The sequence below is a fragment of the Paenibacillus sp. FSL P2-0322 genome, assembly GCF_037975315.1.
In the GTDB taxonomy this organism is placed as follows: domain Bacteria; phylum Bacillota; class Bacilli; order Paenibacillales; family Paenibacillaceae; genus Paenibacillus; species Paenibacillus polymyxa_B.
This window is the reverse complement of sequence record NZ_CP150243.1, coordinates 681388-694848: the sequence shown is the minus strand read 5'-3', so window position 1 is coordinate 694848 and position 13461 is coordinate 681388. Positions and strand designations below refer to the sequence as shown.

The 13461-nt window shown below is 43.5% G+C and carries 10 protein-coding genes; all 10 read right to left on the bottom strand.

Annotated elements, in window-relative coordinates:
• Window positions 1-11: 11 nt before the first annotated feature.
• The 10 genes from MKY24_RS03190 to MKY24_RS03145 all read right to left on the bottom strand — a co-directional run bounded on the left by MKY24_RS03190 (window position 12) and on the right by MKY24_RS03145 (window position 13411).
• The gene (locus MKY24_RS03190; protein ID WP_068941295.1) at window positions 12-1121 is read right to left on the bottom strand and encodes a TolC family protein; all 1110 of its coding nucleotides are present in this window, start codon (window positions 1119-1121) and stop codon (window positions 12-14) included.
• Window positions 1122-1302: 181 nt separating this feature from the next.
• Complete coding sequence (locus MKY24_RS03185; protein WP_256703711.1) at window positions 1303-1584, bottom strand: hypothetical protein; 282 nt, start codon at window positions 1582-1584, stop codon at window positions 1303-1305.
• Between the two features lie 322 nt (window positions 1585-1906).
• On the bottom strand, window positions 1907-4720 hold the full coding sequence (locus MKY24_RS03180) for a M14 family zinc carboxypeptidase (protein ID WP_076265434.1): 2814 nt from the start codon (window positions 4718-4720) through the stop codon (window positions 1907-1909).
• 129 nt (window positions 4721-4849) lie between these two features.
• Complete coding sequence (locus tag MKY24_RS03175; protein ID WP_028541103.1) at window positions 4850-5842, bottom strand: LCP family protein; 993 nt, start codon at window positions 5840-5842, stop codon at window positions 4850-4852.
• A gap of 47 nt (window positions 5843-5889) precedes the next feature.
• A complete protein-coding gene (locus MKY24_RS03170) occupies window positions 5890-6588 on the bottom strand; it encodes a hypothetical protein (RefSeq protein WP_028541104.1) in 699 nt (232 codons plus the stop codon).
• 27 nt (window positions 6589-6615) lie between these two features.
• The gene (locus tag MKY24_RS03165) at window positions 6616-8418 is read right to left on the bottom strand and encodes an acyltransferase family protein (RefSeq protein ID WP_028541105.1); all 1803 of its coding nucleotides are present in this window, start codon (window positions 8416-8418) and stop codon (window positions 6616-6618) included.
• A gap of 189 nt (window positions 8419-8607) precedes the next feature.
• Window positions 8608-9753 (bottom strand): hypothetical protein, encoded by a 1146-nt coding sequence (locus MKY24_RS03160; protein ID WP_339201399.1) that lies wholly within the window; start codon window positions 9751-9753, stop codon window positions 8608-8610.
• Window positions 9754-9756: 3 nt separating this feature from the next.
• A complete protein-coding gene (locus MKY24_RS03155) occupies window positions 9757-11217 on the bottom strand; it encodes a HAMP domain-containing sensor histidine kinase (RefSeq protein WP_339201398.1) in 1461 nt (486 codons plus the stop codon).
• A 2-nt stretch (window positions 11218-11219) separates the two neighbouring features.
• Window positions 11220-11918, bottom strand: a complete 699-nt coding sequence (locus MKY24_RS03150) for a response regulator transcription factor (protein ID WP_028541108.1) — start codon at window positions 11916-11918, stop codon at window positions 11220-11222.
• 893 nt (window positions 11919-12811) lie between these two features.
• Window positions 12812-13411 (bottom strand): ATP-grasp domain-containing protein, encoded by a 600-nt coding sequence (locus tag MKY24_RS03145; RefSeq protein ID WP_339202256.1) that lies wholly within the window; start codon window positions 13409-13411, stop codon window positions 12812-12814.
• Window positions 13412-13461 lie beyond the last annotated feature (50 nt).

Sequence of the window (13461 nt, the reverse complement as noted above, 5' to 3'; positions counted from 1 at the left end):
TTTTCTAAAACCTATACGCTCCACGGCTTGTTTAAAGCATGTTGTAGCATTGTCATTTGAACAATTAGTTCATCCTTATTCCGTTCAATTTGCTTCACTTTTAACTGATTCGTGGCGACCTCTGTACCTGTAGCAAATCCTCGTTCCTTTTTTTTACGAGATATATCTAATACTTTATTAGTGTTCTGCAGATTACTTTGCATTTGTTCGTATTGTTCATAACTCTGCTGTAAGTTAAAGTACATACTCTTCAGTGTTTCTGCTAATTGGTCCTTGGTATTTTCCAATCCGCCTTCTGCTGAATCTACTTCAATCTGTTTAATTTCATAATCATCATTTCCTGAGTTCCACGTGTAATATTTAACTTCCATCTTTGCCAGCTTGACAGCCTCCTCCTGCCTCCATACCGAAGGACTCGCCGAGATTGCACGCGTCACCAGCGTATCTAAATTCGTGTTATCCATCTTCCGGTAAACAGGTCGATCAACCAGTTCATACACCGTACCTTGAGGTTGCCCCATTTGCGTATTTAGTGAATCCATCGCTTTTCGAAGCGCAGCTTTTGCAATCTCTACATTCTTTTGTGCTTCTAGTCGATTCTGAGTAATGGTACTTTGATCACCTGGAGAAATTTTCCCACGGTTGGCTTTCGCCTCAGCAGCTTTTTCCTCCAATAACGCAAGCGTAAGTGCATCCTCACTGCTCTTCACTTTGTTATCAGCCAGAAGTACATCGTAATAGTTTTTCATTGTAGCGTAGTCTGTCTGATCTTGGGCAAGTTCAATTTGCTTCTTAGATTCCAAATAAGAAACCGTCGATGAGGCATACCCCTTCCAAGCTGAGCTACTAGCCGCATCTTCCTCACCGTTGCCTGTACCTGCCGGAATAAAATCCAAATTCTTACCTGCATTTTTTAGGTTAATCCGGTTACGATCTATCGTTTGCTGGGCTTCCTTCAAGCTAAAGCTATTTGATCGCGCCCATTGCTGGGCTTGACTCAGTGTTAATTTCACACTTGTATTGGAAGACTGCTGCTGCGCCTCTTCTGCTTGAACAAAGGACGCTGATAAAGAACTGGCCGATAAGGCCAATAGCAATAAAATCAACATGTGTTTTTTCATAGAACCGCCTTCTTTCCAATTTTTATATCTTTATATAAATACGTTGTTATACGAATCTTATATTTTCCTCAATATTAAAAGTATAAGATGGAATGATACTAAATATTTTTAACGTTATAAGAGGCCAAATTGCGTATTCATCCGGCTGTGCAGGAGCAGCTCCGTGCACACTTACCAGCCATTATTCAAGGTGCAGACTCCAATTCGGAAGTACATAAGCAGCCAGTGTTGTACGAATAACAAGCATAACGATACCGCTGCCTGTGAGTAAGAGAGCAGTTCGCATCCTGGTGAGAGCAAAGCGACCAATGGCCATACCAGTAACAAATGCAGGAGCCCAGGCGAGAGCAGACATCGAACCTCCCGCGATATCACTAAGAAGATAGGCGCTCGAGAAAATGCTTGATCCAAGAACCATTAGCGGCGGGGCCGTCACGAGCAAAACTGCTGCTGTTGTAACCATTGTGCGGGTCGAACGCTTTTGGAATAAACAGTATCCTTAATTCTTGTCTCCTCCACATACTCTCTGACGAATCTGCTCATCAGCTTTATACTGCTTAGCAACTTGCATTCCTCCCTGAAAATACTGAATTCACATTTTTATCAACCTGGTTATGCAGAGGATTGATGTCACGCTATAGTCCAATATATCCTGCAGATGTCGCTAAAGTTTGATCAAGTTGTAAACAAAATGTCACAGTAGGCGAAACCGTTTTATCGCAAAAACAACCTTATTCGCAGTTGATCACTGGAATAAGGTTGTTTGCAATATTATTAAAAGTCACTCAGTATTTTTCGGCGACGGCATTAAAAATTGAATTGGCCAGTAGTCGGAATTGCTGCTGTGAATGAGCGCCATTGGTTAGATCATTGGAGAAAACAGTAAGATTCTTTTTGTTTTCCTTATAGGTGAAGGCCATGATCTTTCCTCTTGCGGCATCGTGACCTGGCCACCAGCCCGCTTTGAAGAAGTTTTCTTTATTACTTATGGTTGCAAGAACTTTTGCTGCTTTAGGTAGTTTCGTAATGTAAGAACCTGTAACGGTGTAGAAGTATTCTTCACTATCGTAAGGAGCTGTAATCACATGATCCTGTTTGATATTCGCCAGGAAGACCCCTTCGTATCTTTCCCATGTCGGTCCAGCAAACGCAAATTGGGGAATCCAGTTTTTCACATTAACCATCCCCATATTTCCATAAGCAATGTAAGGCTTCCCTTTCTCGACAAGTTTGTCGGAATCGAATGTATTCACCAGCACATCGGCATGCTGCTGATCATCGGTCACTTTAAAACCGAGATTTTTGAGCACATAAGCTGGTTCGCCGAGAGCGGCTACCGTAGAAGGTTTAAGAACTTTGCCAACAGGTCTGTTATTGCCGAATGCCGTTACATCAAGATCGTATTTCGAGGCCAGCGGGTGCAGATCATCATAGGCCACTGCAAAGTCACCCGCTTCATATCCTGTTCCGCTTTTGGATAGCATCGTAACCGCTTTGCCGGATTTAAGCAATTCATTAACGGTTTTGATGGCATCGTTATTGGTGTTTCGAATTAAAACATAGGCAGAATGATTCGGCATTTGTGTTGCCGGAATCGATACGGAAGTCACCGGAGAAGTTTTGCCCGCAAACACTCCGGCTTCTCTAATCGCATCACATTCAAATCCTCGTAGGACTGGAAAGTCCTGTACAATCTCGCCAGCTACGGAAGCATAATCTGAGACGTCAATACCATCATATAAAACCATGTTTGCAATGCCGTGTGTGGCCTGATGCATATTTATGATAAATGAACCTGCAGGGTAGGTCTTGCCAGCAGCACTTACAGCTTTTGTCGAGCGTTCAACCTTTACTCCATTGCGGATAAAATATTCAATCATCCGGTAGGCTTCCAGCGGATTTTTTTGAAGACTTTTATCAGTCGGCAAAACGTAATATTCAGGGAAAAAATTCTTATTACCGTGACGCGGGCGGCCAATGACTTGATTTTTTGCATTGACTAGATACCGATCTACGGCATGATCATCCATATTATTAATTCCACGTTCATATATTTTCAGCTGGTTCAAAAATAACTTTTCTTTCTTTTCCATAACATAATCGGTTGCTGCAGCGACACTATAGTACAATGCTTTGGTCGACTCCTCATTCGATTCAGGTGTTTCCAGCGTATGTCCCATTGCACCATGGTGCATGGCGAAGACAGCTGTATAGGCTGGAGACGCATCGTCCCATCCCGAAGCAGTTCCTTTGGAAACATATTTAGGATTTTCGGCCGTTTTACGATGTTCTTCATAAGGAATATGGTAGTAATCATACTTCGTGTTTGCAATACCTGCTTCACCCATCACTTTTGCCTGTTCTACCATGTTATCCATAAGCAAATCGTATTCAATATTCGGATTGTGAGGCGGTGTGGTAGGCTCAATCAGAAAATTCTTATCAAACCCATGCAGATCTAGGAAAGAAATCGGCGACCATCTGGCGATTTGCTCTGTTATACTGCGTGTTTCAGGCTGAGTTTGATATGAATTATCCCGATTCAAGTCAAAATATTCAGCATTAGAACGTTCGGTATGAACCCTTCCATCCGGATTCTCCGTATACAGGAACAGGAAAAATACATGATCAAGCGCATCATCCAAATTCAGAGTTACCGTACTCGATTTTCCATTGGACGGGGTGGTCTTGTACGTAACATTTTTATCGAGGGCCATGGTCTTAAAATAATTGATAATCGCATCAAAGCCCGGCGCTTCATTTGGATGAATATTGTTGATCCAGATGGGCACTTGATAATCTCCGAATGCACCGGATTTAATATCGTTCTCCAGCTTTGCAGGATGATTCAGCATGTCAGGATGAGTTACATTCTGATATTTGTCAATCGTTGCTTTATCTTTGGCAAGCACAGTCATATAAATATCGCGGCCTTCCACGGATTTGCCGATCGACATCGTTTTAATGTATCTGTTGTTTTTTTGAGCTGCCTGTGCCGTAATCGCATCAATCTCCGGCTTCAGTTCGTCATACGTGCGGAAGCTGTCGTACGGGACCAGTTTCATGGGAGCACGGGCAACAGTTTTTCCGTTGACTACTGCAGCCAGTTCATAGGTCCCCATCAGGGAAGCGTATAGCGGACGCTGCAGACTCGGTTCGGCAAGATTCTCCGTACCGTAAGTAAGACCGAAATTGATATTTGCAGTGACTTCTCCGTTTTCTGCTTTTATCTGAGTAACTGTGATAAAGGGGGCGCCATTATAATCGCCATTCTTGTACGATTTCCATTCCGATAATGGCTTTCCACCATATGTCCAGCGTATTTTCTTTATATTGGTCCCCTTCGGAAGTTTAAATCTAGCTTTAATTGTTCTTTTCTTCGTCATGGATGCTACATTGTTATCCAATTTCAGTGTCCGGGTATTTTCACCTTGCGTTGAAATTGTTTTTGTTGGTTGACTCTGTTTATCGTTCAATAACGTGCTTTTTGCACGCTGTGCAGCATCAGCCATAGCCATGTGCGGAGCAGTGATCTCCAGAAGCATGGCGGCGGATATGGTTAACGCCAAGCAGAACTTTACTATCGGTTTTGTACCCATTCTTTTTCCCCCTATTTATAACCGAAAGACCATGTTGTACTCTTCTTTATTCACAAAGAGCATTTAACAGACTATTGTCCGGCAAATGATGATTTTATATATTGTCCAATCCTATTCAAAATCTGTTTTCTACTTTTGTTCGGAAGGATTGTCTGTAATCGAGTTAGAAGCGTCGGAGTTTATGATACTTTGCACAAATTGCTTCAAATCCGTTCGACTTTTTACGTCCAGAACAGCCGCTCTGCCAACATAGGTTTCTTTTAACAGCTTCATTGGCGGTATTTGTTCATTTCCCTGTAATGTACTTTGATACCCTACCGAAGCCAAATTCCACATATCAGAGACTGACAAATTGGTATCGATATACGGACTGATTTCCTCTAGAATGGAAGGAAACTTCATAATGGAAGTCGTTGTTTTTACCTTCTCGGCTAATGCCGTAATCAATTGCCGCTGTCTTTTTGTTCTGGAATAATCGGACATGGCATCATGACGAAAACGGACATATTGAAGCGCCGTTTTGCCGTCGAAATGCTGCTGTCCCTGCTTTAAATTAATATCATACTCATGCTGATCGGCTTTGCTCTCATAGTACATATCCTTTTCGACATAAAAATCGAGTCCGCCTACAGCATCCACGAGTTTAATAAACCCCTGGAAATCCGTATATACATAAAAATGAACAGGCACCCCCAGCAATTCGCTGACTGCTTTCATCGCCGTATCTGGCCCATGCGTAACAGCGGTATTAATTCGATTTTTGCCGTACCCGGGAATATCCGTATAAGTGTCTCGAAGAATCGAAAATACATGAATATGCTTATTGGCAGGATTCAATGAAACGACCAACATGCTGTCGGATCTGGGTACCTCGCCCTTGTCACTTCCACGGGCATCCACACCCATCAGCAGAATGTTGACAGGCTCGGTTCCCTCCCACTCCGGAGCTTCCAGAGCTTCGGCATTATCGGTGCTTACTTTAATGAACGAGGAGTTTGCCGGTGTTTTGTTAAGTCCTTCTAATCCTTTGTAAATGGACAAGAAATAGTAAAAGACAAAGATTACAGCAGCGACCACAAGTAACAATGTTACAGTCAATATCCTCTTTTTCCTCTGTGTCATGTCATTCTTCCTTTCTGGATGATGAACGCCCCTGCCCCTTTCTGTATTTAAGATTTTTGCAAGGCTGCTACGAGAAGTGAAGTGTAGTATCGGCTACCATCTGGTTTTAAATGGACGCCATCTCTATAAAAATATTCATCTTTGCCTACACTAGCCGAATACCAGTCCACCACGCTGACGTTACTGTATTCACCAGCGACCTGTGCAATCGTGTCATTCGCCGTGTCTTGCCAGCCTTTCGGCACCCGGGTGGTAACCAAGATTACCTGTCTGGCTCCAGAAAGGGATTGCAGTACGTCGCGCAGTTGGTCTTTGCTAAACGGACCGTTGGTGCCGAGTTCGATAATGACCTGGTCTCCCAGTTTGCCTTGGGCGGACAATTCATTAATGACTTTTATAGCTTGAGACATCTGCCGGCCAACCTTGCCGTCAACCGTCATATTCGGAAGCTGCTCTTTTAAATAAGGCTCAATTCCGACCGTAACCGAATCTCCAATCATCGTGACGCCCTCGCCGTTTAAGGAAGCGGATGGTTGAGCTTGTTCTCCGCTGGTGCTGGAAGCCGCACGCTTTTGTGCAGCGGGCTGCATCGCATCAAGATTGTATAGAGAAGAATCCTTGCTGCGTGATTCGTTATCATCCGAATTTTGCTTTGCGTGCATATGGAGGCCGATGGCTCCTAAAGCGATAAGGATAACCATAAAACCCCCTAATGTTTTTACCATCCATCCATTTTTTTTGTTCATACCTAGTTCATCCTTCCCTTTAACATGCTAGTAGGTTTTATCTTGTTTGATAGCATCAATCAAAAACGAGGCATAATACTGAGCGCCTTCTGGTTTCAGATGAACACCATCGTCATAAAACAGATCGTTGCGGTTTTCGCTGGCCGAATACCAGTCGATAAGCCGGACATTTTGAAATTCACCAGCAATTTCACGTAGATTGTCATTTACGGTATTCTGCCACCCTCTCGGTACTCTGGTCGTTATCAGATAAATGTGCCGGGAATCCTGCAGTGAAGCCAGCAAGGACTTCAGTTGACTCTGGTTAAAAACGCCGTTGGTGCCGAGTTCAATAATAATTTTATGGCCAAGTTTGCCCTGTGCCCGCAGGCCATCAAGCACATCCTCGGCCTGTGACATTTGCCGTCCCACCTTGCCATCTATGATGATACCGGGAAGCTGTTTTTCCAGAAACGGGGCGGCATCCAGAATGACAGAATCTCCAATCGCCGTGACCCCCTCTCCTTCTGCGGAATGGCCTGTATTTTCAGCGGAATGATTTTCAGCGGAACAGCCGGATTGCAGCGTTTCTGTCTGGACGGATTCCCGGCTTACAGTTGCTGGCGCATCGGGTACAGGATCTGGTGAATCCGTCTTCCATGATGTCAGGACCAGAATGATGGCGATAACAATTACGACAAGACCTAGTTGGCTGCCAGCGCCTGATCTGCGGAGTGATTTTAGGCTGGTCCCAAAGGTCCCGCGGCGGATGGGCTCTTCGATGTATCTGTAGGAAAGACCCGCCATTATGAAACTGACCATTACCTGCAGAGCAATGCGCATATAGCTGGCATCTTCGGTACTTACCGCGGGACTTGATAAAATAATGACCGGATAATGCCATATATACAGACTGTAAGATCGCTTACCGATCCAGCTTAGAGGCCGGCAGCCGAGCAATCGTTCCAGTCGATTGGCCGGATGAACAAGTACAGCAATAACAACTGCAGTAATGAGTGATAAATAAAGAAAACCGCCGCGATACAGCGAATCATCAAACTGGTTGGTCTGACCGATCAGGATAAACAGCATTACAATGCCCAGCACGCCAGTCATATCCAGCATGGTCCGGGACGAAGAAGATACATTGTCGCTCAGTCTCCAGCTGGGCCAGATTACCGCCAGAGCCGCTCCGATTAAAATGGCAAACGCCCGCGTGTCCGTCCCGTAATACACCCTACTTGGATCTGTTCCGGGTTCGTATATAACGGCCATTGCTATGGCGGATACGGCGGCGCAACCCAGAATGTATAACATCAGTCTGCCTCGTCGCGGTGCAAGGCACAGACCGATCAGTAGAACAAGCGGCCAGATTACGTAAAACTGTTCCTCAATGGAAAGCGACCAGAGGTGCCCGATTGGAGAAGGCGGGCCAAAGCTCTCAAAATAGGAAACATGATGAAAAATGAGATACCAGTTGTTTACGTAAAAAAGCGAGGATACAAAATTCCCTCTTAATTCCTGCAGTCTGGAGAAATCGGTAATTAAAAACCACAATGCCACTGCAGTCATCATAAAGATCATTGCTGGCAGTAGTCTGCGCATTCGTCTTATCCAGAATTGCACAATAGAAAAACCGCTGCGCGTCCTCCATTCAAAAAGGATCTGATCCGTAATTAGATATCCTGACAGGACGAAGAAAATCTCCACTCCCAGCAGCCCACCCTCTGCCCATCTGAAATGAAGATGATAAGCAATAACAGCAAGCACGGAGATGGCCCTTAGCCCATCCAGACCGGTCATATAACGTTTTATGGGTTGATTCAGGTGCAGATTCCGGTTTCCATTCACTATGGTCCATTCCTTGTCCTTATAGGCTAATAGATCTTGCTTCATTTACTTACTATAGAAAAAAGATGTCGCTAAAGTTTGATCAACATGTAAACAAATTGTCACAACGGTTGCAAAAAGAAAAACCTTATTCCGGCTGAACAACCGAAATAAGGTTTTTGACATATACAAATATGGCGATCCTAATCACTATTTCAATTCAATGATCAATGACTCCTTGCTAGGAGAATCCGTTGGCGCAGTCTGCGAGGAATCCAATTGCTTTTGTCCTTGAAGCAGTACACTTTTATTGTTCGGATTCCAGTACATATGCGTCGGCAAAATTCCGCGATACACCGGTTCGTTGTACAGTATATTTCTTCCTTGCACCTTGCCTACGTAAGTGACATTTTGATCATACACGGTGTATGCGATATTTTTCCTGTCAGGCGAGAATTCAAAATCAAGCACTTTTTCCAGAATGACGGAGAGCTCGCCGTTTCGCTGATCATATTCGTACAATGAACTATCCGTTCCGAGAAACACAAACTGGTCGTTATTCATCCAGGCTACTGAATCTCCACCAAACTGACGCTCGTATTGAAACTCAATATTCTTCCCGGAAACCTTCCCCATGGTTAGCACCTTTTTCTGACCTTGTTTTGCACGAAATAACTGCAGCAGTACGCTGCGACCATCATTTGCAAGGTTAACACTCAAAAGCGTGTCTCCCTTTAGGATACCTTTTAACTGATATTTGCTGGAAGTTTGAGCCCCCATATCGTAGATGTACAGGCTATCAGCTCCATTATCAACCGGGTTTTCTACCAGGTAGCCGATATACGAACTGTTGGCAGACCAGGAAACATATTGTACATAAGAATCGTTTCTGGTACTGATCCTGTCTATTTCCTTTTCTTTGCCATCCTGCAAGGAAATAAGCTTTAAGGTTGTCTCCGAGGAAGAACGAGAAAATTCGCAAATATATTTACCATCGGGAGAAAGTATAGTATTGGAAGTTACATTGCCGATTCCGGGTATGGCCTTGCTCTGCTCATACGGATAAGTTAAACGTTCCAGCGTGCCTCGCTTCAGTATGGTCATGGCTCCGAACGAAGCGATGACAGCATCTGCAGACGACCAGCCCAGCAGCTGACCCGTATTCACAAAACGATCCGGAAGCCGATATATTCTTTGGACCTGAAACGGCCGAGAGCTTTGATCGGCACTGGAAACTTCATTGCTGTCGGCGATGACGACGGTCTCTGTTTTTGGTTCTGAACCGCATCCTGACAGCAGTAATACCACGACAGATACGACCAGCAGCATTACAAAATTTTTATATTTATTGCCCATTATTCATTCTCCGTTCCCCGCGGTTTCCAGAGCTTTAAATTCCACCGTTACGATTGTTTCATTATGCTCGTTTGTAATCATGATGGAACCTGCAAATTCTTCAACGATGGATTTCACAATACTGAGACCCAAGCCTACACTGCCTTCTTCCGCGCTGTCGGAATAAGCCGGATAAAATGGTTGTAACAAGCGTGACAGATGTTCTGCCTCAATCGGATCGCTTGGATTGCTGAAGATCAAGCGGATCTTTTCTTCTGACCGCACCGCTTTTACCGATACTGCCGAAAACGGCAAACTGTATTTTATCGCATTATCTATCAAATTGATGAACAGCTGTCTGATTCTGTCCCCATCGGCCAACATGATCAATTCCTCACTAATCTCATATTCGATGGTCTTTTTATAGCGCTGTGCCCGGATCACCATCGATTCACACACATCCCGTAGGATCAGCCCGATATCCACCCGATCAAGCTCATTGATCATGATATTTTTGCGTGAAACTTCCAGCAGTTTTAGCACCATCGCATGCAGGCGCCTGCTCTCCTCGATAATATGATTCATTCCTTTATCAAAAAAAACACGATCTTTCTCACCGTTCAGCCTGATCAGCTCTGCATATCCTAAAATGGAGGTTAATGGCGTTTTCAGTTCGTGAGTAATATTGTCAAAAAAGCGCTTTTCCTGCTGGTGAAGCTGCTTTAAATGGTCCCGGTCCTTCTCAATAATATGAATCTGTCTACTAATTTGATCAATCATATCATTAAAATTTTCGGACAATCGGCCAATTTCATCCCTGCGTTTAAAATGAAGGCGGATATCCAGATTCCCGTTTTTCACCTCGGTGGATGCTTGCGTCAGTCTGGTCAGCGGGATGGTAATATGCCTGGAAAGAATATAGGAAAACAGAAAGGCTGCCGCAAAAATCGCCAAGGCAATATAGAGAGTAATCTGCCGAATCTGTCCGGTTTGTTCGTAGAGTGAGCTGAAATCTTTGTAAAAACGCAGTATGCCCACCTTTGAACCGTCTATAACAACCGGATAGGAGAAAAGGACAGTCGTCTTATTACGATCATAAGTAATGCTGTACGCTGTATTGCCATCAATCGCCTGCTGTAGATCGCTTTGCATTTGCTGCTGAAATAAGGAGCTGTCCGGGGCATAAAGCAATTTGCCTTTCACCGTATATACGCCAACACTGCTGTCCGTGGTATGGTTCAGATCAGTTGCTATCTCCCTGGCAATCTCTCCAAAATACAGCTCATTGCTGCTGAAATGGTTAATCAGGAAAGCCTGGCGCACATACACATTGCTATTGTTTTTCAGTCCGATCAGTTCGGAGGTAACCAAATTCTGATTGCTTGTCCGGATAAATTCCTTGACTGTCTGATTAAGCACGACAAAAGAAAACGAAAAAATCAGAAAAAAACCGATCAGAAATTTGATGCTGATTTTACGTATCATGCTTATCCACCCATTTTTTTGAATTTGTACCCGATTCCGAAGACGGTAGTAATGCATCCAGTGGCATCCAGCTTTTTGCGGAGTCTTTGGATATGCGTATCAACCGTACGGGTATCTCCGGCAAAATGATAACCCCATACCAGATCAAGCAGTTCGGAACGTGTAAAGTTTCTGCCCGGATGTTTAACCAGCATCATAAGCAGGTCAAATTCCTTGGGGGTCAATTCAACGGGACGGCCCTCTTTTTGGACAAGCCGTTCTTCTTCGATCACTTCAATATTTTCAAACCTAATGACGGCTTTCGCGGCTTCTTCCCTGTCCGGGCTGCTCGCCTGCTCCACTCTGCGCAAAATGGTTCGAATGCGTGCAACAACTTCGCGCAGATCAAAAGGCTTGGTAATATAATCATCGGCACCGAATTCAAGGCCGAGAATCTTATCGGTAATATCCGATTTGGCCGTAATCATGCAAATCGGTATGTTATAGTCCATAGTCACCTTTTTGCAAATATCTAGACCGCTCTGGTCAGGCAGCATCCAATCCAGCAGCAGCAAATCGGGCTGAAACGACTGCAACTCATGCATTCCCGCTGCTCCGCTGGCCGCTGTGCGTGTCTGGAACCCCTCCATAGAAAGCCCGTACGAAAGCAAGTCGGCAATCGGGGCATCATCTTCAATAATAAGAATCTTTGCTTTATTCATAGCAATCCTCATCTCTATTTTTAATACGGCAGGTTTATGACATTGTCCATTATATTAATCATTCAGGGGAAAACAATCAAATGTATATTGTAAATGTTTTTACGTAAAAAACCACGCGCAAATGACTGCGCATGGTTTTGATTACAGCATAGAGAGCTATGAAATATTCGGAAACAAAAGGAGGCTGCTTTAGCGATCCAATAAATTCAAGGAAAATATCATCACATGTTTCCAACAAGTATGACATCTTACAAACTAGTAATTATTAAACAAACTATTTCTCCCGTTTAGACTCGGTGCATACTACAATTAATCTTAATTATAATTGCAGATAATTTTTATTCAGTAATTCCTCTTCTAATAGTTACTCACATGTGTGGTGTCATAAATTAATGAGAAAACAACAGCAGAATACATGCATTATTTGAGGATCATTTTCATAATTAATGAGAACTCATTGACTCGAAGTTATTAGATCTGCCCTAATTTTCATATTTCATGAGAATATCCACAACTCTAAAAATGAGTATTTATACAATCAATAATTTGTATAACTTCTTCTTTGTCAATTATGATGATTTTTCTCGTTTAATCTGAAAATTTTTTCATTAAATATGACACCTCTCTTCAGACAATAAAGTTGTGTACTAGCGAGTCAACTAAAATTTGTGCGATAAACAATAAAATTGAGTACCAAAATCCAATATCTTTGATAAGGAATTCTCTATCTTTTTTATATATTTTTATTAATTGGTTCAGAACAAAGGACCTTTGGACCATATTTTCACAAAAAAACCAAGCTGACGATTATAAGATGGACTTTTTCTTGTATAAAAAAAGAGTCTGCCCTTGGGCAGACCCGATACAAATGAACAGTCTCGTGCAAGTTGTGCTCAGATAGATTGAACCTGCTGGATGGAGGCTGTTTCAATTCGGATTAATGAAAGCGCATGCTCCGCCTCGTTTACTCCATTGACGCTCATAATGACGACCTTTCCTTCCACTTGTGGCAGCAACAATTTTATGCAGCAGAACGGATATTTCACCTTCTCTTTCACATAAGGAATGTCGAGCAAATGACACACGGTAGCACGCTGCATGTTGACGCCTGTGGTTAGCCGAACCATATCCCAAATTTGATTGCCACCGTATCGTGTGTGAGACTCGATAATGTACGGTATGCCTCGCCGTAGCTTGATTTCTGTATGTGAGGGGCCTTCAAGATGTCCAATGGAAGTGAGTAAACTGCATACCGTTTCTTGAATAGCCTCTCGATCTTCCATTTTCAAAGGTGCGGGTAACAGGTGACCAGCCTCTATGAAATAAGGCATTACCACCTCTTTGGTTGTGATTGCAAGCACTTCGTGCCTTCCATTAGTCGTCAGCACCTCAACGCTGTATTCTTCCCCGTCGTCTATATACTCCTCAATCACCAGCGTACCATCCAATATATATTCATCCTGCTGTGTGCTATGACGCAACGCGTCTTCAATCTGTTCGAAAGAGCGGATAATTGAAATCCCCCCCTACCTTACTGGGCTAT